Origin of the sequence: Tundrisphaera lichenicola, assembly GCF_051175385.1 — a bacterium.
GTDB classification, from domain to species: Bacteria; Planctomycetota; Planctomycetia; order Isosphaerales; family Isosphaeraceae; genus Tundrisphaera; species Tundrisphaera lichenicola.
In genome coordinates this window covers 708448-734170 of the sequence record NZ_CP195106.1, presented here as the reverse complement: position 1 = coordinate 734170, position 25723 = coordinate 708448, and the positions used below count along the sequence as shown (strand labels likewise).

The window sequence follows — 25723 nt, the reverse complement described above, 5'->3', positions numbered from 1 at the left end:
CCCGCTAGGTGGCGATCCGCTCAGTCTCTCGACGCCGTCCCGGCCGGGGTAATCTCGGTATAGAGGGTGGCCAGGGTCTCGCCCTCGGCCCGCTCCACCGGGGCCGGGCTCTTGCGGGTCCGAAGCGCGACCTTGAGGGTCAGCCAGACCAGCGGGGCCGACCCGGCCATGAAGACCACGTCGCCCGGCATCCTCGCCCAGGACAACCACGGGTAGTTGGCGAACCATTCGGTCCGGGCGTGCCAGTATCCATTGGTTAACACGTCGGCCAGTTGCAGCACGCCCAGCGGGAACAGGTGCCCCAGGATCATCAGCATCAGGCCCACATTCGTCGCCCAGAACGAGAACCGGACCAGGCCCTCGTTCCAGTCCTCGGGCCGGGCCAGGTATCGCGTGCAGAATGCGAGCAAGGCCAGGGCGAGCATCCCGTAAACGCCCATGAATGCCGCGTGCCCGTGGTTCGAGGTGAGCAGCGTGCCGATCTCGTAGTAACTGACGACCGGCATGTTGATCAGGAAGCCGAAGACCCCGGCGCCCAGGAAATTCCAGAACCCGACCGAGGCCAGGAAGAGGACCGCCCACCGGTGGGGGAACGCCGGCCCTCCCGAGGCCTGCTGCCGATTGCCGAGTTGGAGGAACGACCAGGCCTCGACCGTCAGGAGCGTCAGGGGGATCACCTCGGCCGCCGAGAAGAAGGCCCCCAGCGCCATCTCGACGGCGGGACCGCCGCTGAAATAGCAGTGGTGGAGCGTCCCGACGACCCCGCCGATCGAATAGAGCATCACGTCGAAATAGATCAGCCGGGTCGCGAATCGCTCCGAGACGATCCCCATCAGCACGAAGATCAGGGCCACCAACATCGTGGTGAATAGCTCCAGGAAGTCCTCGACCCAGAGGTGGACCACCCAGAACCGCCAGAAATCGCCGATCGCGAACGTGGACTGGGTGTGGGTCAGCAGGCCGATCGCATAGAAGGCCGGGATCGAGAGCGAACTGTAGAGGAACAGCCAGGGGAGGTTCCCCCGACTCTCGACGGCCAGGCGGGGCCGGAGCCCCCGATAGATGATGGCCACCCAGAGTATCATCCCCGCGATGAGGAGATACATCCAGAATCGGCCCAGATCCAGATATTCCCACCCCTGGGCGCCGAAGAACGACCGAGAGCCGCGAGGCAGCAGGCCGTGGAAGCTCAGGTACTCGCCGCCGAGGCTCCCGAAGACGACGATCGCCAGGGCCGCCAGCAGCAGGGCCGAGAGGGTCGCCTGGCCTCGGGGCTCGCGGCCGGCGATCAGCGGGGCCAGGAAGATCCCGGCGGCCAGGTAGGCCGTCGCCACGAAGAAGATCGCCAGCTGGAGGTGCCACGTCCGCGTCAGGTTGTAGGGGAGCCACCGGGGGAGGTCGATCCCGAAGAAGCCGCCGGCCTCGACCATGTAATGCACGGTCGCGCCCCCGATCAGATTCTGGAGCAGGAACAACGCGGCGACGACCAGGAAGAACCAGGCGGTCACCCGCTGGGCGGGCGTCAAGGCCACGGTGTCCGGGGGCACGAACCGGACCCGACGTTCCTCGGACTCGTGCCACCCGATCATCTGCGAGTGCCGGCTGTAGAGGCCCAGGACCAGGCCGCTCCCGCCCAGAAGCGTGACCAGCGACAGCGCACTCCAGAGGATCGCATCGCCGGTCAGCGTGTTGCCGACCAGATCCTCGGGTGGCCAGTTGTTCGTGTAGGAATAGGGCTTGTCGGGCCGCCGGGCCACGCCCGTCCAGGCCGTCCAGGCGATGAAGGCGCTGATGGCCCGAGTCTCGGCCTCGTCCGCGATCATCCCCGGCTTGAGCCCCGCGCCGCTGGCCTGCCGGTTGTAGACCGTATCGCGCAGGTGATCGTGGATCTCGTCGAAGGCCGTGACCTGCCCCTCGGTCCAGGTCAGCGTCCCCGTCGCGGGATCGTAGCGATTGGCCTGCCATTCGCGAAGGGTCCGCCCTCGGGCCGACTCGTCGTCGCCATATCGCTTATTCATATGCACCGCGGCTCGGTGCAGGTAGTCGGCCGTGAAGTCCGGCCCGAGGTAGGCCCCGTGTCCGTAAACCGTGCCGTATTGCATCAGGCCATAAGTGAGGAAGTGCTCTTGCCCGTCGAGGATCTGTTGGCCCGTGAGCAGCACCTTCCCCGATTCATCCACGATCCGATCGGGGACCGGCGCATGATCCTGGTAGATCCGGATCGCCGAGAAGCTCAGGAAGGAAAATCCGATCAGGAACGTGAGGATCGATCCCTGCAACCAGAGCGGGGAAACCGTCATCGGGCGTCGACGATTCATGATCGCTGGTCCTGTCGGGGGTAGGGGATGCCACATGGTTGACCGGAACGGCGTCGGCGTCAATGACGCAAGCCTCGATCTGATCGAACGAGGCTCTCCTCCCGGCCCCGGACTCGCCCGGGAAGGGCCCGCGAGGAGTCGGCCCCCCGGCTCAACCCACCGGGACCGGGGCGGCGAGGAAAGCATCGGCGAAGACTTCCTTCATCCGGGCCCCTTTCAAGAACACCTTCTTGCGCAGCGATTGCACCATCGCGGGATTCCCGCAGAGATAGACGCGCCGACCCTGGAAGGTCGAGATCCGGCCGAGCACGACGGTTTCCAGTAGGCCGATCTCGATCCCTTCTCGCGGCTCGCCATCGATGCAGGAAGGGACATACCGGAACGTCGGAAACTGACGTTCCAGCCCGCGGAGTTGCTCGGCCAGGTAGAGGCCCTCCGGCCCCCGGGCGCCGTGGAAGAGGGTCACGGGCGCCCGATGTCCCCGACGAAGCGCATCCTGCGCGATCCCGAAGAGCGGGGCCAGCCCCGTCCCGGTCCCCGCCAGGACGATCTCCTGGTCTTCCTGGCCCGGCACATAGAAGCAATCGCCCGACGGCCCCTGGATCGAGGCCCGGTCGCCGGGGCGGGCCTCGTCGGCCAGCCACCGGCTCATCCGGCCCCCCTCCAGGACTTTTACGTGCAATTCCAGGGAACGATCGCGATCGGGCAGGCTGGCGATCGAATAACTTCGGGCCAGGCCATCGTCTCGGATCAAGGTCAGGAACTGCCCGGGTCGGTAGTCGAAGCCGGATTCCGGATCGAGCAGGACCCGGATGACATTCTCGCCGATCCGTTCGATCGAGGCGATCACGACCCGAGTCCGCTGGAGCCCCTCTCCTCCCAGGTCGACGACCAGGGGTTCCGAAGGGCGAGCGACGCACGCCAGGAAGTAACCCCGGGCTTTCTGGCCATCGTTCAGGCCGACCTGGGCCGACTCGGGAGGCCGCCCCTCGACCGCTCGCATCAGGCAAGACCGGCAGGCCCCGGCCCGGCAGGAATGGGGGATGCGTCGCCCGTCGCCGAGCAGGCCCTCCAGGACAGTCTCGCCATCCTGAAGCTCGATCGACCGTCCTTCGAACCGCAGGCTCGCCATCACACCCCCCTTATCCCTGAAGCTGGGGTTCCCGGTTCAAGACATCATCCCGGACCGAGTTCGCCAGGTCGGCCACCTTCCGGATCTGCTCCTCGCCGACGCCCAACTCGCGGAGCGTGTCTCCCAGGTGGCCGATCACGATATCCACGTGGGAGTCGTTCAGGCCCCGGGCGACCAGGTGCTTGTGGCCCTCCCTCATGTCGCGTCCCGTGTACTGGTGCGGCCCCCCGAAGACCATCGTCAGGAACGCGGCCTGCTTGGCCATCTGCCGCTCCATGTCCGTGTCGTCGAAGAAGTGCGCGACACGATCGTCCATCAGCATCTTCCGATAAAAAAGCTCCACCGCCGCTTCCACCGCCGGGGCACCGCCCAGTTCTTCATACAGGGTCGCCATGATTTCCACTCCTTGATTGGATCGGGCCGAAAACAGGCATTACGAATACCTATTTATCCCGAAGGGCTGGGAATTGTCAAGTTCCCTGCGATAATGCATCCGAGCGAATGAAGACGGCGGAGCGACTCCTTTGCATCTGACCCAATTCTCGGATTACTCCTTGCGGGTGGCCCTCTACCTGGCCGCCCACCCGGATAAGCAGGTCACGGTCGAGGAGATCAGCCGGAGCTACCGGATCTCCCGGAACCACCTGACCAAGGTGGTCCAGCGGATGGCCGATCTGGGCGTGGTGGCCTCGACGAGGGGCCGGGGCGGTGGCTTCCGGCTGGCGATGGACCCGGCCGATATCAACGTGGGATGGTTGGTCCGGCAGACCGAGCCCCACTTCGATCTGGTCGAATGCTTCGATCCGGCGACGAACACCTGCCCGATTGCCCCGGCTTGCGGCCTCAAGGGCGCCCTCGCGCGGGCCCAGCAGGCGTTCTTGAAGGTGCTGAACGAGTACACGCTCGCGAGCTTCCAGGGGCAGCGTCGCGAGTTGCTGTCGATCTGGGAAGTTTTTCGCCCGGATGACGAGGGAGCCGGGGGAGCCGACCCGGGCTGACAGCCTTGTCGCCGGGATCATCCTGCCGGATAATCGAGGCCGGGCCGAGTCCTCGCCCCTCGATGGAGGCCGTGACCGTGGCACAATCCGAGACCGTCATCCCGGCCCGACGATCGACGCCCCCGCTGGAGCCGGGCGACCACCTGACCCGGGAGGAATTCGAACGTCGATTCGACGCGATGCCTGGGCTCAAGAAGGCGGAACTCATCGAAGGGGTAGTGTATATGTCGTCGCCCGTACGCCTGAACCGGCACGCCTCCCCTCATGCTGCCCTAATCGGCTGGCTGATGTTCTATTGGGCCCACACACCCGGCGTGATCGTCGGCGACAACGCAACCGTGCGTCTCGATGGCGATAATATGCCGCAACCCGACGCAGCCATGCTTATCGAGCCCGCCCGAGGCGGACAGGCGACTCTCAGCGAGGACGACTACGTCGAAGGTGCCCCGGAACTGGTGGTGGAGATCGCGGCCAGCACCGCGAGCATCGACCTCAACACCAAGCTCCGGGTCTATCGGCGCAATAACGTCCGCGAATATCTGGTCTGGCGGGTCCTGGATCGGGCGATCGACTGGTTCGTCCTCCGTCAGGGCGAGTACGATCGTCTGCCGATCGGCCCCGATGGACTCCTGCGGAGCGAGGTCTTTCCCGGCCTCTGGCTCGACCCTACGGCCCTGATCTCCTCCGACCTGGTGAAGGCCCTCGATGCGTTGCAGTTGGGGATCGCCAGCCCCGCTCATGCCGACTTCCTCGATCGCCTGCGCGGTTGAAGCGATCGGCCGGCTCAATCCTGGATCTCGTGGACCTCGACCGTCTGATAGATCAAGGTGTTGGGGACCCACGAGGTCGTCATCGCCACGTCGGCGGCGTCGCGGCCCACGGCGATCGGGACCAGGGCGGGCCGGACGCCCTCGTAAGTGGCGTCCACATTGTGCCAGGTCCCGCCGAGATAGACCTGCGCGAACCCGTGGAAGTCGGGCGGTTCCAGCCCGAGGGCGTAGCCCGAGACGTAACGCGCGGGGATCGTCAGGGCCCGGCAGAAGGCGATGACCAGGTGGGCGAAGTCGCGGCAGACGCCCACCCGCTCGGTCGCCGTGTCGAAGGCCGAGGTCTTCGAGTCGGTCGTCCCGTAGCGATACTCGACGTGCTGCCGGACCCAGTCTGCGATGGCCAGGACCCGCCCCCCGCCCGGCCTGATCTTGCCGAACTCGTCGAACGCCATCCGGGCCAGCAGGTCCGACTGGCAGAATCGCGAGGGGAGGGTATAGACCATCACCTCGGCGGGGATCTCCTGGGGGGGGTGCTCCACGGCGTCCGAAGGCAGGAGGGTATTCGGGGCCGACTCGATCCGCGCCGTGAAATCATACGAGAACTGCCCGGCCGGCGCGATCAGGTGGCGGAGGGGATTGTCGTAGAGGTCGGAGCGCAGCTCGCAGAACTTCGTCGGCGTCGTCGACAGCGACTCCTGCTCGACCCGGTGAGCGGGGCCGAACAGGGGGGGCTCGACCATCAAGGACAGGAACGTCTCGACCGTCAACTCGAAGGCGGCGGCAGATCGGACGGACAGCAGCATGGACGATCCCCTCGGCGGCGTCGATTCTCTCCCAAAGTAGTCTACCCCCCGATTTCGAGAAATCCGGCGAAACGTGAGTTCAGAACCAGAGGGCCTTGTCGACGACGTTCAGGAGCGGCTCGCCCCGGGCGAACCGGCCGAGATTCTCGACGAGCGTCTCCCGGTGTCGTCGGGCGATGACCGGCGAGTAGCCGGCCGTGTGGGGCGTGATCAGGACGTTGGGGAAGTCCCAGAGCGGGTGGTCGGACGGGAGCGGCTCGATCTCGAAGACGTCGAGCGCGGCACCGGCGATCGACCCGGACCGGAGCGCGGCCACCAGGTCGTCGAGGACCACGATCGCGCCTCGCCCGATGTTGATCAGATAGGAAGAAGGCTTCATGTGCGCCAGCGTCGAGGCGTGGAACGACCCGGCGGTCTCGGGCGTGTGCGGAGCGGCGATGACGACGAAATCGCTGTCGGCCAGGAGAGCGGGGAGGGCCTCCATCCCGTCGACCGAGGCGACCCCATCGGGGGCCTTGATCCGTTCGGGAAACCGATCGACGGCCCGGACGGTCATGCCGAAGGCCAGGGCCCGGCGGGCGATCTCGGCCCCGATCGCCCCGAGTCCGACGATCCCCATCGAGGCGTCGGGCAGGAAGATCGTCGCCCGATCCATCGCGTTGACCGTCCCCGGCCCTGCGGCGAAGCTCACCCGGGCCGACTCCCCCCCGAGCGGCTCGTAGCGGTGCTCGATCTGTCGACGGACGTAGAGATGAAGGTTCCGCGCGAAGCACAGGACATAGCCCATCACCTGGTCGGCGATCACGTCGCCGAAGAGTCCTCGCATGTTGGTCATGGTGCAGGGATGATCCACCAGGCTCGGGAACATGTAGTGTTCCAGGCTTACGGTGAACGACTGGACCCAGCGGAGCCGGTCGGCCCGGTCGAGCATCTCGGGGGTGATCTTCCCCAGGAACGCGTCGGCGCCGGGCATCGCGGCGATGGCGGCCTCGGGGGTCGCGGCGTTGACCCAGTTCGCCCCCGGGACGGCGTGGTGGAAGGCGGCCAGGCGATCGGCCTCGACGGCGGGGTGGATGACGAACTTCATGAAAGGGCCTGATTGTGGTGATTTGAGATCCGAGATTTCAGATCCCGGATCGGGAAGGCTGGGGACGACCGATCGTCTCCAGGAGGTGCCTCGCCACTCGCGCCGCGCCGTCGGCAGGGAACGGGGGCGGGCCGGGCTTCATCGAGAAGGCCCTCGCAAGCTGCCGCTCGATCCGCAGTTCGGCGAAGTCGCGGGTCGAGACGGGGATCCCCCCGCCCCAATCCCGGAGGGCCCGATCGAGCACCCGGTGCTCGGCGAACCCGAACCTCGGCGGATAGAGAAACGGGGTCCCGGCGACCATCGCCTCGCAGGCGGTCCCGTAGCCCGCCTTGGCGACCATCGCATCGGCCGAGGCCGCCAGGTCGGCCCCGGTCCATTCGGTCGGCGGGACGACGTGGAGATTGGGCAGCGGTCCGGCGGGCGACGGGTGGAAGCCGACGAAGTGGACGCCGTCGATCCTGCCGAGTCGCTCCCATCCGAGGTTCGCCTGACCATATCGACCGATGTAGAAATAGACCACCTTGTCGGATGGGGGAATCCCGAGCTTCGATCGCAGCTCGGCCCGCCGGTCGACGCCGTGCGTGACGACCATCCCGACCTCGATCTTCGGCGCGACCCCATTCATCCTCAAGCCCGGCTCGGCCCGGAAGAGATGGGAAGCATGCCGATAAGCCTGATGGATCGCGCGGGTGGTGGCCATCGCGTCGGCCCCGAGCTTCCGTGCGTGGGGCCGATAGATGTCGGCCCAGGTGAAGTTGCCCAGGATGAATCCGGGGATCCCGGCCCGTCGGGCGGCGACCAGGGGGACCGGCGAGGCGTCGGAGAGCACTGCCGCCGTCCCCTCCTCGCGGAGCTTCTCGGCCTCGGCGTCGACCTCGGTCATGGCCCGGGCGTGGACCACGGCCGCCTTCGCCAGCGAGGCCGGGCCATCGGTCGCCGCGCTGTCTCCGGGAGGGTTGATCGCCCCGACGTCGGAATTGTGCGACTCCAGGAATGCCGGCCGATGGAGCCGCTCGCCCCAGGGCTGGAAGAGGCTGGGGTCGCACCGGATCGTCACCGGAACTTCGGGGGGGATCTGGTTGATGACGGCGACCGACCGATTCAGGTGGCCGAATCCGTGGCTCGTGACGTAGAACGCGATCCCGCCGCTTCGGCTCATCGGGTGAAATCCTGGTCGAGATAGCCACCGATGGTGGCGGGGTCGGTGTACCCCGGGCGGAGGACCACCGAGCGGACCGGCTCGGGCCGCTTGTTCAGGATCTCGACCGCTTCGACCAGCGCCTCGGGCCGATTCCGGAGGAGATGCCCGACCCACGATTGCCAGCTCGACGGGTCCGAGGTCACCGGGCGATGGAGATATTCCGCCAGTCGAGCACCCGGCGAGCCCGGCTCGATCGGTTTGCGACTCGCGACCTGACGGGCCGCCTCGCGGAGCCCCTCGGGGTCGTTCCTGGCCCACTCGAAGATCGTCGGGTCGACCGCCAGGGTCGGGGGCTGGCCGGCCCGGGGCCTCCCGACCCCTCGGGTCAGGATGTCGAGCGCCCAGGCCCGCGCGACGGCTTCGGGCCGGTCGACCGTCACCACACGGAGCCCGTCGAGTTGCTCCGGCTCCCGGGCATACATGGGCTCCATCGCGAACGCCAGGCGGGTGAACGGATTCGCCTTCGAGTCGTGGGTCAGGATCCAGACGTAGGGCATGACCGTCGCGTCGGGAGTCCCCAGGACGATGTCGCCCCGGAGTTCCCCCAGCTCCTGGAGGCAGGCGAAGGTCGGCGTGTTGATCAGGTCGTTGATGAAGTCGATCGAGACGCCCTGGGGGAGTTGCTCGTTGAGGTCTTCGAGCGTCTTCGCGTTGAAGGCATCGTACCAGTACGAGAGCTCGAACCCCGCCTTCCACGCCCCCCTCGGGCCTCCGATCAACTCATTGTAATACGAGAGTTCGAACGGATGGATCTTCGCCAACTGCCAGGTCCCCGAGCCCAGGACCAGCGCCGCGACCGCCGATCGGCACGCGACCGGATGGCGGATCCCCCTCGCCAGGAGGTCGCCGATCGCGACCACGCCCCAGCCCGCGAAGGCGGCCAGGAAGAAGAACGTCGGCAGGAACAACCGGACCCCGTCATGGGCGGGAGTCGGCAGCATCCGGACGATCGGCAGGAAGGCGAGCTGGGCCGCGAAGTACCAGGGGATCGCATCCCTGGTCCGGATCGATCCGAACAGCGAAGCGAACAGCCCGACGATCGACGCCAGGAGGATCCCGGCCGGCACCGTGATCGCGATCAGGACCCAGGCGTTGGGCCAGGGGAGGCTGAAGTTGTAGATGTCGCCGAGATACATGATCCGGATGTCCGGCAGGGCCTGCTTTCGATCGGTGCTCAGCTGGTAATAGTGGGCCATCCTCGGGATCGTCTCCCGCCACCAGGCCGGATTCCCGAGCCAGCCGATCGCCGGAGCGAAGGCCAGGATGGACGTCCAGATTTCGAGCGCGGGACGCTCCACCCCCCAGATCGGATGATTCGGGAAGAGCGCCGCGTGGAGCCGCCGGACGATCCAGACGATCAAGGGGACCAGCAGGATCGCACCGGGGATTCCCGAGGTGGGAGTCGCCCCGAACAGGTCGACCATGTTGGGGGGCGGATACAGTTTCGCCAGCCGGGCGACTGCGACGAAGGCCAGGCCCAGCGGCAGGATCATGGCCGTCGAAGTGAGCAGCCCGTCGTACCAGTCGTACCGACTCCCCTTGTGGAAGGTCCTGGGGAGCCGGAAGACGATCAGCCAGAGCAGGATCGGCCCGAGGACCGCCACCGCCGCCATCTTCACCAGGAACCCCAATCCCAACGCGACCCCGACCACGACCCGCCACTTCCGGGCGTTCGGCTCGTGGAGCCCCTTCCAGAAGGCCAGGGCGGCGATCACCCAGAGCAAGAGCCCCGGGGTGTCGGTCCCCGCGATGTGGCCATCGCCGTAGACCCGGGGCATCACCAGCAAGGCCCCGGCCGCCACCGCGCCGACCCACGCCCCGTAGCGCCGGGACAGGAACCCGAAGGCCAGAGTGATCGTCGCGCAATACTCGAACATCGACGACATCCGCCGGGCCGGAATGTCCTTCATCCAGCCGCCGAAGATCTGGTACGTGAGGAGGTTCAACTGCCCGGCCAGCGGCGGGTGGAAATTGTAGCCATACCTCGCGTAGGGCCAGTAGTAGAGCAAGGCCTCGGGAGAGATCAGGGCATCGAGATCGGCCCTCGACCGGACGTGGGCCAGGTCCGCCCACCAGTGCGCCGAGACCAGTTGGCTGGTCCGGTACGAGGGCTCGTCCCAGGTCAGTCCGATGTCCCCCGCCGTCGGGATCGTGGCCGCCAGGGCCCCGAGCAAGACCAGGGCGCACCCGAGCCACCAGGCCCGCCCGGTCAGGCGGCCCGGCTCCGATGCACGTTCATCCTCGGGGGTCGGCATGGGTCGATCAGTCCGGGAGGGGGTAAATCAGGATCAGCGGCACGCCCAGCTTCGAGACCACATACGCCGGCTTGCCGTGCTCGATCAGTTCGCGCTGGGAGGGATGGAAGGCCCCCGGTCGATTCTGGAGGACGTACCAGATCGGCTTCCTGGTCTCGTACTGGGTCAAGAAGGGGACCCGGAGCTTCCCGGTCTCCTGGAGGTAGTACCAGGATGTCGGGTTCGACGCGAACCAGACCGACCGGCCCGGCGGGGTGTTCCGGTTCAGCCAGTCCAGGGCGTCATCGTCGAGGGCGTCCCAGAAGTAGGTCGGCTCCATCCCCAGGCGGGCCGCGCCCGGCAGGCCGCCGACGATCGGGCTGAAGTACGAGAGCGGGACCGGCATCATCAGGGCCAGGCTCGCGGCCCCCTCGGCGATCGCCAGCACGATCAAGCTTTTACCGATCCGACCGAAGCGAGCGACGACCATCGAAGACCCCAACCCCGCCACGATCGCCAGCATCCCGAACGCCGGCAGGAACAGCCGGACGCCGTCATGCCCCGGCGTGTGCGGGAGGGCTCGCAAGGCCAGGAGCATCGCCCAGTGGAGGGCGACGAGGACGGCGAAGCGGTCGAGGGTCCGAGGGTCACTGACCCCCTCTCCCCGACCCTCCCCCACGGGGGGGGAGGGAGTCAGACGTCCGCTTTGGATGCGATCCACCGCTCCCGCCCTCTGGTCCCCTCCCCCCCCGTGGGGGAGGGTCGGGGAGAGGGGGCGCACCGCCCACAGCGACCGCCATCCCCCGACCGCCGCCCCAACCACCCCCACAAGGCTCAGGCCCAGGAACCCAACCGGCGTGACCATCACGGTCCAAGCCAGCGTGTTGTACCAGGGGAGGGACTCCCGAGGGGTGTTGTAGACCTGCCCCAGGAAGGAAACCTCGATCGGAATCGTCCGCCCCCGGGTGAGGTTCGATCGGAGGAACCGCTCGACGCCCGAGACCGGGTCGGCCCACCATCCGGGATTGAACGCAAAGAGGACCAGTAATCCCACCAGGCCCCCGACCAGGAGCGTCAGCCAACCCCGGCGATCCCGATAGATCAGCGACCAGGCCAGGAACGGGACCGGCAAGAACCAACCGGTCAGCTTGGAGTCGGCCGCCCAGCCGCAGAGGATCCCGAACAGGAGGACCCAGCCCCAGCCGGGCGAACGTCCCTCACGCTCGACCGCCCGGGCGAAGGCGAGCAAGGCCCCGACCCAGAGGCAGGACAGGATCCCATCGACGGTTGCGTAGTGGCCGTGGCCGAACAGGTTGGGCTGCAAGACCCAGGCCCCGGCCGCGAGGGCTCCCGGCCAGGCTCCCCATCGGCGACCGACGAACCCGAAGATCGCCCCGGCGGTCAGGGCGAAAGCGAGGATCGGCCCGAGTCGGGCGCGTGGCAGATCCGCCCACGAAGGGGCGATCCAGTCGCCGATCAATCCTTCGATCGCATAAAAGGGGGGGTGCCCGTGCGGCTCCTCGCGGGCGAACGGCCAGAACCAGGCGATCACGGGGGGCGAGAACAGCTTGGCCCGGGTGTCGACCTGTTCGCGACCGGGCGGGGGCAGATAGGGGTTGTCCTGCTGGACCAGTTCGGTCCGGGGCGAGGGGGGCTCCCACCGGGAGGCGAAGCCCGGCGGGTCGAGCAGGGCCCGGAACCACCGGCGGATCCGGGCCTCGCGGCCCAGGGTGAACCCCTCGTCCCAGGCGATCGCCATCCGGGGCTCGGTGGCGATCATCAGGGCCAGGGTCCCCAGCGCGACCGCCAGGGCCCCGACGCGGATCGGCCATCGTCGAGGGGTCGGGGGCGGGCGGTCGCTCACGGCGAGGTCCATCGGGCCGGGTCGGTCATCGGCCCATGATTGTGCCAGGTCGAGCCCCGACTGGCAAAGCCCCCTCGAAGCGATCCGCCCTCCCACCAGGACTTCTCGGTCCTTGACGACGGTCCCGCGTCGTATGATGATGAGGTCGCCGCAAAGGTCGTGAAGTCGACCCATCCCGCCCTTGAGAAAGCACCGACGTGCACCCGCAAGTTCTCCACGCCCGATCCGGCCGAGGTCGCGTCACGATCCTGACGCTGGCCCTGGTCGTCCTGTGGGGAGGAACGGGGACGATGGCATCGGCCTCGTCGATCTCATCGAATGAGGGACGGCCCTCGGCCCATGGTGGGCATAAATGCCGGTGCGGGATGGATTGCGGGGACACCTGCTGTTGTGCCCCCGAGGACCACGCCGACCTCTCGCCCGAGCCTCCCCGGCCTTCGGGGCCGACTCCCGGAGTCGTGCCCATCACCGGGCCTTGCATGGCCTCCGCCCCTTGCGGCGGGGCCTTGCCGCCGGGCTCGGGGCCGATCGCCGTCGTAGGCGATCCCGCCGACCTGCCGAGCCTCACCCCCCTCCTGCCCCTCCCCGCTCGCTCCTGGATGGGCCCGCCGAACTCGGATCGCGCCGAGCCCCTGCCAGGTTCCCGGTTGGACGAACCGCCGGAACGCCTCGCCGACGCCTGAACTCTCGATGTCTTACGTTCATCGAAAGATTTGCCGATCGATCGCGCCTTCATGACGCGATCGGGATTGGCCGTCGTCGATCGTCCCTGATGCGCCCGAGTCGTCGGTCGAGCGTCGCTCGACACGGCCCGGCGTGCGCCCGTTCGTCTTCCGCCGGAGAATCCCGATGCGCCGACGCGCCTTCACCTTGATCGAATTGCTGGTCGTGATCGCGATCATCGCGGTCCTGATCGCCCTGCTCTTGCCGGCCGTGCAGGCCGCCCGCGAGGCCGCCCGCCGGGCCCAGTGCACCAACAACCTGAAGCAGTTGGGCCTGGCGATGCACAACTACCACTCGACCGTGAACAGCTTCCCGGTCGGGTTCCTCTTCCCTCAGAACAACCAGACCTATCCCGGCGTCCCGACCTTGCATTACCGGTGGTCGGTCTTGGCCCAGCTCACGCCTTACATGGAACAGACCAGCGTCTACAACGCCCTCAACATGAACTGGCCGATCGCCGCCGGGCCGGGGACCGTGCTGGGCACGCCCCCCTGGACGCCGTTCCCGTCGAACCTGACGGTGATGGTGAACAAGGTCGCCTTCTTCCTCTGCCCGAGCGATGCGGCCCAGCCTCCGACGACACTGGCGGGGGGAGGCACCTCGGGGCCGAGCAATTACCACTTCTGCACGGGCGACGGCTCCCCCTTCAGCGCCAACCCGGGCGACGCGGGCCTGACCGTGCCGGCCAACGGAGCGTTCGTCCTGGGGCCTGCCCAGTCAATCGCGACCATTACCGATGGGTCGAGCGCCACGATCGCGGCGTCCGAGCAGTTGATCGGGCCGGCAGGAGGCGGAGCCTCCACGCAGAATGGCGCGACGCCCATGCCGGCGGATGTCCGGCGGGTTGCGGCCATCGGATCGACACCGCTCTCGGACTCGGGTTGCGCCTCGCCCAAGGGATGGAGGCTCGACAAGGGGTTCGGCTGGTGGGACGGCGACTATCGGTCGTCCCTCTACAACCACTATCTTACCCCGAACTCCAAGCTCTATGACTGCTGGCAGTCCAGCCCGCCCCACAACCCGGCCATCAAGGCCGCCCGGAGCAACCACCCTGGGGGCGTCAACGCCCTGTATTGCGACGGACACGTCGGCTTCGTCAAGGACACGATCAATCTGAATACCTGGCGAGCCCTGGGGACCCGCAACCTCGGCGAGGTCATCTCCTCCGACGCCTATTGATCGCCCATCGAGCGGGAGGATTGATCGTGAAGCGTTATCAGATGATCATCCTGGGCCTCGCGGCCTCGGTGGTCGCGGGATCCTACGGGTGGGCCCGGATGAAAGCCGAGATCGGATATCCGGAGGATTTCGAAGTCGCCCCGATTGGAGCCGAGGATCCAGCCACGCAACGCCACCTCGCCACCCGCGAGATGATCGAGACGAGCGACCAGGCCGCCGGCACCAAGGCGAACGACTTCGAAGCACAGGCGAATGACGGGAAGATGTATCGGCTCTCGGAAATCGTCAAGGACGGGCCGGCGGTCCTCCTCTTCATCAAGGATGGTTGTCCTTGCAGCCGCTCCGCCGACCCGTTCTTCCAACGATTGCACGCGGCCGGTCGAGGGTTCGTCCCTTTCTTCGGCGTGATCGACGGGGGCGTGATGGTGGCCGACAAGTGGGCCGAGCAGAACAACTCGGCCTTCCCCATCCTGGCCGATCCCGAGATGAAGATCATCCAGGCCTTCGGGGCGGAAAGCTCGGCCTACTCGGCGTTCGTGGGCCGAGATGGGCGGATTGAGAAACTCTGGGCCGGATATTCGGAGCAGATGCTCCGCGAGCTGGGCGAACGGATGGCCCCCTGGGTCAAACCAGGCATGGAATATTTCGATGTGACCGATGCACCGGTCGAACTGTACGCGGGCTGCTCGTATTGAGACAGCGGTTGGGAAAGAGGGATGACTTCATGATGAGACGACTCGCGACCTTCCTCGTCCTGCTGACGCCACTGGCGGCTTCCGCCCATGATACGTGGGTCCAGACCAATGCCAATCTGATCCGCAAAGGGGACGTGGTCCACGTCGACCTGATGCTCGGCAACCACGGCAACGAGCACCGCGATTTCAAGATCGCCGGGAAGATGTCGCTGGAGGGGGCGACCCTGGACGTGATCGACCCCGACGGCAAGAGCTACGACCTCAAGGGAGCCCTGATCGACACCGGCTATGCCCCGAAGGAAGGCTACTGGACGGCCCGCTTCGAGCCGACCAGGGCGGGACTGTACACCGTCGCCCACCGCGCCGATGGCGTGATGAGCTACGCCCCCGAACGATCGATCAAGAGCGGGAAGACCTGCTTCGTCGTGACCCCTTCGCTCGACAAGCCCCCGAGCGACAACCCCGGCTTCGACCGGCCGGTGGGGCACGAGCTGGAACTGGTCCCCGTCCTCAACCCCGTGACCCCGATGGGTCCGGGCACCACGATCAAGGTCCGCCTGCTCTACCAGGGCCAACCCCTGGCGGGCGAGCGGGTCTCGTTCATCCCCCGGGGGGCGAACCTGAAGCCGGGGCTCGACGAGCAATACGAGCGGATGACCGACGCCAAGGGGGAAGCCAGCTTCGAGCCCACCGAGGCCAATATCTACCTGATCGCGGCCCATCGGACCGAGCCGAACCAGGGCGGCACGCTCGGAGGCAAGCCCTACCAGTTCACCAAATACGGCGCGACCCTGACCGTCTACGTGCCGAGCCTCTGCCCCTGCTGCGGGGAGTGAATCGGGGGCCGGGGCCGATCTCACGAGGCCCCGGCCTTTGCCCGACTCAGGCTTCCACCGTGAAGCCGTGCTGCTTCCGGTGGTGAGGGCCGTCGAAATTGGTGGTCGACTTGAATAGCTCGAATCGGCCGTCGCCGGCCACCTTGAGATACTTGGCTTCCATGGCCTTCCGATCCGACTCGCTCATCGACGAGTAGTTCCGGACGATCTTGAGGTTCTGGTCGAGGACCTTCTCCGAGTCGATCCCCGAGACCAGCGTCGAGATCGGCAGCGAGAAGACGTAACTCAGGGCCTGCTCGACCGTGACCCCGGCCTCGGTGATGATCGCGCCGTTGCCTCCGAGGCTCTTCATGGCGATGCAGCCGATCTCCCGCTGGTTGAGGACCGGCAGGACTTCCTTCTGGAAGCTCCGGTAGCTGGCGTCCATGACGTTCAGCGGCATCTGGACGCTCGCCCAATCGTAGGGCTTGTCCAGCATCTTCAGGTGGATCGACGGGTCCTTGTGGCCGGTGAAGCCCAGGTAGCGGATCTTGCCCTCCTTGAGGGCCTTCAGGGCGGTGTGGATCGCGCCGTCCTCGTCGAAGATCCATTCCGGGTCGTTGTCGTAGCACATCTCGTGGAACTGCCAGAGGTCGAGGTGATCGGTCCTCAGGCGTCGGAGGCTATCCTCCAGCCCGGCCTGGGCGTCCTTGGCGGTCCTCCCGCAGCACTTGGTCATCAGGAAGACCTTGTCGCGGAGCTTCCCCTCGGCGAGGGCCTTGCCCATCCGCTCCTCGGCCAGCCCGTCGTGGTAGTCCCAGGCGTTGTCGAGGAAGGTGATCCCCTCATGGACGGCCCTCTGGATCAGCTTGAGGCTCTGGCCTTCGTCGAGCACGGCGGGATTGGAGGAACTCCAGCCCCCCAGCCCGATCAGGCTGACCATCTCGCCGGTCTTGCCCAGGGGCCGGAGGGGAATGCCCCCTTCGTTCTTCTTGTCGTCCGCGATCGCGGACCCGACCATCCCGGCGGCGGCCATCCCCGCGGCCCCGGCCTGGAGGAATTCTCGACGATTGGGATTTTGTGATGCAGCCATATCGACGTCTCGTCTCCGGTTCGGCTCGAAGGGTTCAGGTCCTCGATCATCTTGCAACCGATGCGCCAGAGCCAGGGGGATCCCGAGACCGATTGCGGTCGCCACCTCCTCCATTCGCGCACCGAATTGCCCAGAGGCATTGATTTTCGTGGCTCCCGCGACGGATCACCGTTTAGGCACGCGATTCGCTTCCTGATTCCTCCAAGCTAAGGGACACGCCCCACATCGGGGATCTCACTCGGGACAACCAATCAGGGGGCCACTCATCCATGAGTTCCACGACATCTTCTCTCAAGGCGACGGATCTGCTGGCGGTGAAAAGTCGCGTCAGTTGGGGGGCGATCGCCGCCGGTGCGATGATCGCCCTGGCGGTCTACTTCTTCCTGACCTTGCTGGGCCTGGCGATCGGGCTCGAGGTCGCCTCGCGTGGCGAGGTCGGGCAGAAACTGGGGATCGGGGCGGCGATCTATTCGATCTTCACGCTCCTCCTCGCGATGTTCCTGGGCGGTTGGTCCACGAGCCGGCTGGCCGTGGGCGAGACGAAGCTGGAAGCGATCCTGTACGGCCTGATCCTCTGGGGCGCCCTGTTCATCGGGATGATCTGGCTGGTCGGCTCCGGAGTCCGGGTCGGATTCGGTGCGCTGGTCTCCGGGGCGGTGATCGTCAATACCGACGACCCGACCGCAGCGGCGTCCCCCGAGGCCCTGAACCGGCTGGTGGATCGCTACAACTCGGAGGTGGGCGGCGAGAAATTCGTGGCCGACCTCGTGAAGTCGGGCGTCGATGAAGAACAGGCCAAGAAGATCCAGGCCAGCGTTAAGGAGCAGTTCGACAAGGTCCGGAACGATCCGGGGAGCTTGATCAAGGACCCCGAAGTTCAGCAGGCCGGCGTGGATATCTCCCGGGCGGCCGCCTGGTACTCGCTGGCCGGGGTCGCCATCTCCATGGCCGCGGTCATCCTGGGCTCGCTGATCGGATCGGGCGACCTGCCCGTCCCGATCCCGGTGCTCGGGGTCAGCCGAAGGCCGGTTGACCCCCGGATGTGAGTCGACAATCTGATATGAATTCGATGACTTCCGGACACTCGCCACCCCCGATCACGGGCGGGGGCGAGTGTCCATTCTCCCCTTGAGTTGATCCCACGAACCTCGCCGCCGAACCGCTCAGGGAACCCCAACCGCAGGAGCACCGAACTTGGCCGCCCAACGCAAGTCGTTCTCGATGAATCATCCGGTGATCGTCATGCTGGCGATCTTCGCGATCATCGCCTTCATGTTCCAGGCGGGCGAGGTCCTCAAGCCGCTGGCCCTGGCGATCCTGCTCAGCTTCGCGCTGGTGCCGATCTCGAAGTTGATGGAGCGGGTCGGCATCCCCCGAATCCCGTCGGTCTTGCTCACGGTCCTGGTGGTGGCGGGCGGCCTCGGCTTCATCGGCTACCACGTCGGCCTCCAGCTCAACTCGCTGGCCCTGGAATTGCCGGAGTTCGAGGAGAATATCAAGGGCAAGATCAGCCTTATGCAGCCGAAGAAGGCGACCGCGTTCTCCGAGATCACGAAGGTGGTCGGCGACGTGTCCAACTCCATGGCCCCGACCAAGGAGGAGGTGGTCCAGAAGGTCCAACTGGTCTCCGAGCCCAACTTCGTCTCCCAGATTTCCACCACGGTCGGCCCATTCATCGAGATCCTGGGGGCCGGCTTCTTCATCCTGATCCTGGTCCTCTACCTGATGATCAACCGCGAGGACATGAGCGACCGGTTGATCCGACTCTTCGGCCGGGGCAAGATCAGCCTGACCACCCGGACGATCGAGGAGGTGGGCTACCGGATCAGCAAGTATCTGGCCATGTTCGCGGTGATGAACTCGCTGTACGGGCTGATCGTGGGGCTGGGCCTCTGGGCGTTCGGGGTCCAGTATGCCCTGGTCTGGGGCGTCCTGGCGGCGGCCCTCCGGTTCGTCCCCTATGCCGGGCCGGCCATCGCCTTCGCCTTGCCGATGGTGTTCACCTATGCGACGACCCCGGGCTACGTCAAGCCGCTGGAGGTCCTCGGGCTGTTCGCGGTCCTGGAGGTGGCGCTGAACATGGTCCTGGAGCCGGTCATCTACGGGAAGACCACCGGGATATCGGCCCTGGCCCTTCTGGTGGCCGCCATGTTCTGGACCTGGCTCTGGGGCGCCCTGGGGCTCCTGATGGCAACCCCCTTGACGGTCTGCCTCGCGGTCCTGGGGAAGTACGTGCCCACCTTGAGCTTCTTCGCCACCTTCCTCCGGGAGGAAGTCGACCTCGACCCCGGCGTCCGGTTTTACCAGAGGCTCCTGGCCCTGGATCAGGACGGCGCGACGGCCGTGATCGAATCCAGCTTGAAGAAGCATCCCCGGGCCGAGGTGTTCGACAAGGTGCTGGTCCCGACCCTCTCGCTGGCCGAGAGGGACTTCGCTCGGGGCGACATCGACGAACGCGATCAGGTGTTCATCCACCGGGTCATCCGCGAGGTCCTCGACGATCTCTCCGGCGAGCCCGAGTCCGACCTGGCCACGCTCTCCGCCGCCTCGCCGCTCCCGACCCCCGAGGGCCAGGCCCCGCCTGCCCCCCCCAAGGTCCTGGCCTTGCCGGCCAACGACGCCACCGACGTCCTGACCCTGAAGATGCTCGACCTCCTGCTCGAGCCCTCGACCATCACGCTGATGATCGTCGAGGAGGTCGAGACCCCCTTGAAGGTCGTCGAGCGGGTCGAGGTCGAGGCCCCCGACGTGGTCCTGATCTCGCACCTTCCTCCCGACGGCCTGACCGCGGCCCGCTACCTGGTCCGCCGGATCCGGGCCAGGCACCCCAAGATGACGATCATCGTCGGCCGATGGGACGAGGCCAGCGAGGCCGAGTCCGCCGCCGAACGACTGGGCTCGGTCGGGTCTTCGGGCTTCCTCGGGAGTCTGGCCGAGGCCCGCGACTACTTCGTCGCCCTGACCCAACCCAAGCCGGAGACCGGCAACGACCTGGCGCCGACCCTGGCTGGGGCGAACGCCTGAGGCGGTAGAGCTCGATCGGTTGCTCTGCCGGCTCCGAGCCGCCCCGGGATCGAACCGCCCCGCCGCTCGTGTTATCCTCGGGAGAGGGTGACGCGAGCAAAGGGCGGGAAGACGAGGTGGCCGGATGGTTTGGCGGTTCCGGTGGTGGATGGGGGCGACGGCGGCCTTGACCCTGCTCGGGATCGCCGGCATTCTCTGGTTCCGCTATCCTCCCCCGGTCGAGCTCGACGTCGAGTATGGACGGGCCAACGGCCGTCCCCTCCGACTCGACATCTACCGACCCGCCGCCTCGATCGGGCCGAGGCCGGGCGTCTTGCTCGTCCACGGAGGGGGCTGGGTCCAGGGGGACAAGTCCAGCGAGCGAGACATGGGCGAGGGTCTCGCCAGGGCGGGCTACGTCGCGATCGCCGTCGGCTATCGCCTGGCCGGCGACGATGCCAACCGGCATCCCGCCCAGGTGGCCGACGTCCGGCGAGCCGCCCGGTGGGTCCGGGCCAACGCGTCCCGCCTGGGCATCGACCCCAATCGGATCGGCGCCTTCGGGATCTCGGCGGGGGGCCACCTCGTCGCCATGCTGGGCACGACCGAGATCATCGACGATGGCGACCCGGAACTGAAGGGGTATTCCAGCCGGGTGAACTGCGTGGTCGATTGCTGCGGGCCGACCGACTTCACCGACGAATCGAGCCCTCCGCTCGGACCGGAGTCCATCTGGATGGCCGACAAGTTCCTCGGGAGGCCCTGGGCCCAGTTCACCGAGGCCAACCGGGACGCATCGCCGGTGCTCCATGCCGACGCGAAATCCGCCCCCACCTTGATCATCCACGGGACCGCCGACACGATCGTGCCGATCGACCAGTCGAGGCGATTCCGGGACGCCCTCCGCAAGGCCGGGGTCGAGGTCCAGTTCCTCGAACTGGAGGGGGAAGATCACATCATCCTGGGGCCCGAGGCCCGAGCCCGGATGTTCCGCGAAGTCATGGCCTTCCTCCGAAAGCACCTCCGCCCCTGACTCGCCGAGATCCGATTCGGCACCTGGGAGCCTGGCAGCCCGAGGGCTTCGACTTCGGATAGCAGGAATCCCGGGGATCGGGTAAGACTCGCACATTAATGTTCGAAAGATCGACAATTCCCCTTTGGCCCGAATCCGCGCAGGTCCTGCGGGGGTGTTGTCCGTCCCAAGGAGGTTGGGGCAGCCTGGGGCGAATCCGAGAAATGGAGGTCCGACGTGGCGAAGGAGCCCAGACAGGTCTCTCTCTTCCCAGGATTCGAGATCAGCACTGACGACACCTTTCTGGACGTCGGCTGCGGAGGTGGGGGCGATTGCGCGACGGCCGCGTCGGTTGGCGCCGACATCATCGCGGTCGACATCGTCCCCGATCACGTGGCCGCGGCCGCGAGGGCCGTCGAGCAGGTCGGGGCCGGTTCCTTCCGGGGGATTGTCTCCGATTGCGATCCGATTCCGCTGCCCGACGCCACCGCCAGCATCATTCTCTGTTGCGAGGTCATGGAACACGTCAAGGACCCCGCTCGGTTCATCGCCGAACTGGTCAGGGTCGGCAAGCCGGGGGCACATTACGTCATTTCGGTACCCGCGGCCGCCTCGGAAGGGCTGATGAAAGTCCTCGCACCCCCGTCCTACTTCGAGCCGCCGGGCCACCTCAGGATCTTCGAACAATCTCAATTCGAGGGCCTGATCCAGTCGACTGGGCTCGTGATCGAGCGATCCGAGGGCCTGGGGTTCTACTGGTCGATGTGGTGGGCCCTCCGGATGGCGTGCGGGACCAACCATTGCCCGGATTACACCACGCCCCCACCGCAGATCCTCTCCGGCTGGGAGGAGACCTGGAAGGCTCTGGAAGCGACCCCGCTCGGCCCTCAGGTCGTCCGGGTGCTCGACAACCTGATCCCCAAGAGCATTCGCGTCATCGCCCGGAAGCCCGTCCCCCTCGCGAAGCCGCACTTCAACTTCTCCGGCAAAACACTCGCACGCTGAGCGATTTCGCCGGATCCCGCGGGGTCTCGATCTAACCACCCCGATCTCTTCGGGGTCCTCGGACGGATGCGACACGATCGGCCCCCGAGGGCGGTCGACCGGGGTCGAATCATCGGGCCCAGGCAGATCGACATCGGTCGGTCCCTCGCCGGGGCGGCCGGTCGCCCATCCTCGAGTGGATCGTCCGAGAGTGACCGAGGGGAGCCCGACCCGATAGCTTACATGCACTGCTTGATTGCTGGGCAAAGCCGCCGTACACTGGCGATCTGGACATGACCCGGGTTCGAAAACGTCCCCTGCCGCGAGATCCGGGATGGGCCGATGACGAGCCAATCGCAGAAGACTCCCCCCGAGATCCCGGGATATGAGATCCTCCGGCTGATCGGCCTGGGTGGCATGGGCGAGGTCTATCTCGCCAGACAACTGGCGTTGAATCGCCCCGTGGCGATCAAGTTCCTCTCGAGGCCGGAGACCGAGTTCCCCGACGAGTACAACATCCGGTTCCGCCGCGAGGCCGAGCTGATGGCCCGGGTCACGCACCCCAATATCGTCACGATCTTCGACTTCGGATACGCCGGGGGTCGACCCTACCTGGTCATGGAGTATATCGAGACCGGCGACCTCCGATCGCGGATGATCCCGGATGTCCCGATGCCGATCGCCGAGGTCAGGGCGATCATAGCTCCGGTAATCTGGGCCCTGGAATACCTCCATCGCGAGGGGATCATCCACCGCGACATGAAGCCCGAAAACATCCTGATCCACCACGAGAACACCCCCAAGGTTAGCGACTTCGGGCTGGCGGTCATCGACTTCGCGATCGGGTCCCTGACCCGGACCGGCCGGATGATGGGGACTCCCGGCTACGTCTCGCCCGAGCAGCAGTATGGGCTGAAGATCGACGAGCGAGCCGACCAGTTCTCGATGGCGGCGATGTGTTACGAGATCGTCACCGGACGGAAGCCCCTGGGGCATTATCCGCCGCCTTCGCGGCTCAACCCGAGGCTGAGTCAGGCGGCGGATGCCGCGATCCGCAAGGGCTTGAGCGACGACCCCGAGGACCGCTTCGAGACGATCCGCGCATTCGGAGAGGCCCTGGAGCAAGGCCTCGCGGAGACCCCGAGCCGGACGAGGCCCGACCGGAGGCTCGCCTGGATCGCGGGGGCGATCGTCCTGTCGTCCCTGCTCGCCACCTTCCTTTATTACTGGAGGTCGCCGGCCCCGGTGGTCCCCGATATCCCCCCGACGTCGGGGAACCTTCCTATCCGGATCGTGACCCGGCACCTGAAGATGGGCCTGGTCTTGATCCCCCGAGGGGAGTTCTGGATGGGCTCGCCGGACTCCGACCCCTCGGCCGATCCCGAAGAAAAGCCGAGCCACCAAGTCCGGATCTCCCGGCCATTCTACATGGGAGAGAAGGAGGTCACGGTCGGGCAATTCCGGGTCTTCGTGCATGAAAACCAACACCTGACATCGGCCGAAAAGACCGGGCGAGGCGGATTCACCTACATACCCGAGTTGGGCCGGCTCGAGCAGCGTCAGGAATTCACCTGGGAGCATCCCGGCCTCGGCCCGAGGCCGGCCGATGACCAACCCGTCGTCCAGGTCAGCGCCAGCGACGCGATGGCCTTCTGCGAATGGCTCTCGAGGGTCGAGGGCCGGCCCTACCGGCTCCCGACCGAGGCCGAGTGGGAATATGCCTGCCGGGCCGGGAGCGAGACTCGATGGTCGACGGGCGACGACCCGAGATCGCTCGAACCCTTCGCCTGGACCCTCGAGAATTCGGGCGGGGTCCTCCACGCCGTCGGCACGAAGCGGCCCAACAAGTTCGGCCTCTTCGACATGCACGGCAATGCCTGGGAGTGGTGTTCCGACTGGCAGGCGGGCTATAAGGCCGCCCCGATCGGCGACCCGATCGGCGATCCCTCGACGGGCTTGCATGCCGTACGCGGCGGGTCGATCGACTGGGACGACGTGGACCAGACCCGATCAGCCTCGCGTCACCCCCATCCCTCGACGGACGCCTTTTTCACCTTCGGCTTCCGCGTCTGCTCGCCGGTGAAGCCCTAGTCGAGAGGCCCGACGCGGCCGGAGGTGATGCTCACCATGGGTGTCGAACGCGACGTCGAGATCGCCCTTTGTGTCTTCCGGGAGGCTAACGACGCCCTGGTGGTCTTCGACCCTCACGACCGCCGGATCGTGGACCTCAACCCGACGACCCTCCGACTGACCGGCTCGAGTCGGAAGGAGTTGCTGGCCTCGAAGATCACCGACCTCCTCTCCTCCGCCGATCCCAACGACCTCCGCCGACTGATCGCCGCCTTCCATCAGACCAGCTTCTTCCACGCCCAGGAGGGCTACTTCCTGTCGAGGAAGATTGGAGGCCCGCTCGAGGTCAGCGTCAGCGTCAGTCGGATCCACACCAGCCCACACCCCCTGGGCCTGGCGATGATCCACGACGTCTCCGCTCGCAAGAAGGTCGAGGCCGAGCTGCAGCAGTCCCGCCAGGACCTCGAAATCCGCGTCCAGGAGCGGACCGCCGAGTTGGCCAAGGCCAATCGGGCGATGAGGAGCGAGATCGCCGAACGACTCCGGATCGAGGCGGAACTCCGCCAGGCGAAGGAGGCCGCCGAGGCCGCCGGCCGGGTCAAGGACCGGTTCCTCGCCGTCCTCTCCCACGAGCTCCGGACCCCGCTGACCCCGATCCTGGCGGTTGCCTCCGCGCTCATCGACGACCCCTCGGTGCCGCCGACGCTCCGGCCGACCCTGGAGATGATCCGCAGGAATGCCGCCCTCGAGGCGAGGCTGATCGACGACCTGCTCGACGTGATGCGGGCCGGACGCGGCGAGTTCCCCCTCAACCGGGAATGCGCCGACCTCCACGAGTTGATCGGGCAGGCCATCGAGGTCTGCCGGTCCGAGGCCGAGCAGGCCGGGGTCCGGCTCATGGTCGACCTGGCCGCCCCCGAGCATCACACCCTGGCCGACGCCACCCGGATCCAGCAGGTGGTCTGGAACCTCCTCCAGAACGCCGTGAAATGCACCTCCCCCGGCGGGACCATCTCGATCCGATCCCGGTCCGAGCACGATCGGGTGATCGTCTCGGTCTCCGACGACGGGATCGGGATCGAGCCCGAGATCATGCCGATCATCTTCGAGCCGTTCGAGCAAGGGAGGTCGCCACTCCGGAAGAAGATCGGCGGCCTGGGCCTGGGCCTCTCGATCGGCCGGTCGATCGTCGAGGCCCACGGCGGCCGCCTATTCGCATCGAGCGAAGGGGCCGGGCGGGGGGCCACCTTCACCTTCGACCTCCCGGTCGCCCCGAGGCCCGACCAACCGACCGAGCCGGCCCCGGCCCGCCCCCAATCGGCGACCGAGGCCGAACTCCGGCCCCTCGACCTCCTCCTGGTGGAGGACAACAAGGATGTCCTCCGGTATCTCAAGCTGGTCTTCGAGATGAATGGGCATCGCGTGACCGCGGCGACCGACCTGGCCTCCGCCCGGGGGGCGCTGGGGGGCCGGTTCGACGTCCTCGTCAGCGACATCGAGCTGCCCGACGGCTCCGGGCTCGACCTGATGCGAGAGGTCCGCGGCCGGGTCCCCGGCATCGCCCTGAGCGGCTTCGGCGCGGCCGATGACGTCCGCCAGAGCCTCGACGCCGGCTTCGCGATCCACCTGACCAAGCCGATCGAGGCCAATCGGCTCGAGTCGGCGATCCGCCAGGTGGCATCCCCCTCCCCCTCGTCGACGTGACCGGCGGACGACGGCCGACGCGAAACGAATCAATTCGT

21 protein-coding genes are annotated in these 25723 nt (G+C 66.9%); 12 read left to right on the top strand and 9 right to left on the bottom strand.

Features of this window, described 5'->3' with window-relative positions; all coding sequences use genetic code 11:
- Positions 1 to 20 precede the first annotated feature (20 nt).
- From P12x_RS02815 to P12x_RS02805, 3 genes are all read right to left on the bottom strand, one after another.
- Complete coding sequence (locus P12x_RS02815; protein ID WP_435009311.1) at positions 21 to 2318, bottom strand: nitric-oxide reductase large subunit; 2298 nt, start codon at positions 2316 to 2318, stop codon at positions 21 to 23.
- Between the two features lie 151 nt (positions 2319 to 2469).
- Positions 2470 to 3450, bottom strand: coding sequence for a 2Fe-2S iron-sulfur cluster-binding protein (locus P12x_RS02810; RefSeq protein WP_435009310.1), 981 nt, complete (start codon positions 3448 to 3450; stop codon positions 2470 to 2472).
- A 10-nt stretch (positions 3451 to 3460) separates the two neighbouring features.
- Positions 3461 to 3844 (bottom strand): group I truncated hemoglobin, encoded by a 384-nt coding sequence (locus tag P12x_RS02805; protein WP_435009309.1) that lies wholly within the window; start codon positions 3842 to 3844, stop codon positions 3461 to 3463.
- Between the two features lie 130 nt (positions 3845 to 3974).
- On the opposite strand from P12x_RS02805, the gene P12x_RS02800 reads away from it, so the two are divergent.
- Positions 3975 to 4448 carry an RrF2 family transcriptional regulator gene (locus P12x_RS02800; RefSeq protein WP_435009308.1) on the top strand — a complete coding sequence of 158 codons (474 nt, stop codon included), beginning with the start codon at positions 3975 to 3977 and terminating at the stop codon, positions 4446 to 4448.
- A 62-nt stretch (positions 4449 to 4510) separates the two neighbouring features.
- On the top strand, positions 4511 to 5218 hold the full coding sequence (locus P12x_RS02795; RefSeq protein ID WP_435009307.1) for a Uma2 family endonuclease: 708 nt from the start codon (positions 4511 to 4513) through the stop codon (positions 5216 to 5218).
- Positions 5219 to 5232: 14 nt separating this feature from the next.
- Here P12x_RS02795 and P12x_RS02790 read toward each other — a convergent pair whose 3' ends face one another.
- The 5 genes from P12x_RS02790 to P12x_RS02770 form a co-directional block, all read right to left on the bottom strand.
- On the bottom strand, positions 5233 to 6021 hold the full coding sequence (locus tag P12x_RS02790) for a transglutaminase-like domain-containing protein (protein WP_435009306.1): 789 nt from the start codon (positions 6019 to 6021) through the stop codon (positions 5233 to 5235).
- Positions 6022 to 6100: 79 nt separating this feature from the next.
- Positions 6101 to 7108, bottom strand: a complete 1008-nt coding sequence (locus P12x_RS02785) for a D-2-hydroxyacid dehydrogenase (RefSeq protein WP_435009305.1) — start codon at positions 7106 to 7108, stop codon at positions 6101 to 6103.
- A gap of 37 nt (positions 7109 to 7145) precedes the next feature.
- Positions 7146 to 8267, bottom strand: coding sequence for a hypothetical protein (locus P12x_RS02780; protein WP_435009304.1), 1122 nt, complete (start codon positions 8265 to 8267; stop codon positions 7146 to 7148).
- Positions 8264 to 10564 carry an ArnT family glycosyltransferase gene (locus P12x_RS02775; protein ID WP_435009303.1) on the bottom strand — a complete coding sequence of 767 codons (2301 nt, stop codon included), beginning with the start codon at positions 10562 to 10564 and terminating at the stop codon, positions 8264 to 8266. The genes P12x_RS02780 and P12x_RS02775 overlap by 4 nt, the downstream gene beginning before the upstream one ends.
- A gap of 7 nt (positions 10565 to 10571) precedes the next feature.
- Entirely contained in the window at positions 10572 to 12581 is a 2010-nt protein-coding gene (locus P12x_RS02770; RefSeq protein WP_435009302.1) for an ArnT family glycosyltransferase, read from the bottom strand.
- Positions 12582 to 12604: 23 nt separating this feature from the next.
- Between P12x_RS02770 and P12x_RS02765 the strand changes: the two genes are divergently transcribed.
- From P12x_RS02765 to P12x_RS02750, 4 genes are all read left to right on the top strand, one after another.
- A complete protein-coding gene (locus P12x_RS02765) occupies positions 12605 to 13090 on the top strand; it encodes a hypothetical protein (protein ID WP_435009301.1) in 486 nt (161 codons plus the stop codon).
- A gap of 166 nt (positions 13091 to 13256) precedes the next feature.
- A complete protein-coding gene (locus tag P12x_RS02760) occupies positions 13257 to 14309 on the top strand; it encodes a DUF1559 domain-containing protein (protein ID WP_435009300.1) in 1053 nt (350 codons plus the stop codon).
- A gap of 26 nt (positions 14310 to 14335) precedes the next feature.
- Positions 14336 to 15004 carry a peroxiredoxin family protein gene (locus tag P12x_RS02755; RefSeq protein ID WP_435009299.1) on the top strand — a complete coding sequence of 223 codons (669 nt, stop codon included), beginning with the start codon at positions 14336 to 14338 and terminating at the stop codon, positions 15002 to 15004.
- A gap of 29 nt (positions 15005 to 15033) precedes the next feature.
- Positions 15034 to 15840: a DUF4198 domain-containing protein gene (locus P12x_RS02750; protein ID WP_435009298.1), complete on the top strand. Its 807-nt coding sequence runs from the start codon at positions 15034 to 15036 to the stop codon at positions 15838 to 15840.
- Between the two features lie 46 nt (positions 15841 to 15886).
- Here P12x_RS02750 and P12x_RS02745 read toward each other — a convergent pair whose 3' ends face one another.
- Positions 15887 to 16912: an aldo/keto reductase gene (locus P12x_RS02745; protein WP_435009297.1), complete on the bottom strand. Its 1026-nt coding sequence runs from the start codon at positions 16910 to 16912 to the stop codon at positions 15887 to 15889.
- A gap of 269 nt (positions 16913 to 17181) precedes the next feature.
- Here P12x_RS02745 and P12x_RS02740 point away from each other — a divergent pair, with 269 nt between their 5' ends.
- The 6 genes from P12x_RS02740 to P12x_RS02715 all read left to right on the top strand — a co-directional run bounded on the left by P12x_RS02740 (position 17182) and on the right by P12x_RS02715 (position 25685).
- Positions 17182 to 17958: a hypothetical protein gene (locus P12x_RS02740; RefSeq protein ID WP_435009296.1), complete on the top strand. Its 777-nt coding sequence runs from the start codon at positions 17182 to 17184 to the stop codon at positions 17956 to 17958.
- A 148-nt stretch (positions 17959 to 18106) separates the two neighbouring features.
- Positions 18107 to 19936 carry an AI-2E family transporter gene (locus P12x_RS02735; protein ID WP_435009295.1) on the top strand — a complete coding sequence of 610 codons (1830 nt, stop codon included), beginning with the start codon at positions 18107 to 18109 and terminating at the stop codon, positions 19934 to 19936.
- Between the two features lie 124 nt (positions 19937 to 20060).
- On the top strand, positions 20061 to 20948 hold the full coding sequence (locus tag P12x_RS02730; RefSeq protein ID WP_435009294.1) for an alpha/beta hydrolase fold domain-containing protein: 888 nt from the start codon (positions 20061 to 20063) through the stop codon (positions 20946 to 20948).
- Between the two features lie 216 nt (positions 20949 to 21164).
- Positions 21165 to 21932: a class I SAM-dependent methyltransferase gene (locus P12x_RS02725; protein WP_435009293.1), complete on the top strand. Its 768-nt coding sequence runs from the start codon at positions 21165 to 21167 to the stop codon at positions 21930 to 21932.
- Positions 21933 to 22253: 321 nt separating this feature from the next.
- Complete coding sequence (locus P12x_RS02720; protein WP_435009292.1) at positions 22254 to 24002, top strand: bifunctional serine/threonine-protein kinase/formylglycine-generating enzyme family protein; 1749 nt, start codon at positions 22254 to 22256, stop codon at positions 24000 to 24002.
- Positions 24003 to 24038: 36 nt separating this feature from the next.
- Positions 24039 to 25685 (top strand): ATP-binding protein, encoded by a 1647-nt coding sequence (locus P12x_RS02715; protein WP_435009291.1) that lies wholly within the window; start codon positions 24039 to 24041, stop codon positions 25683 to 25685.
- The last annotated feature ends 38 nt before the right edge of the window (positions 25686 to 25723 follow it).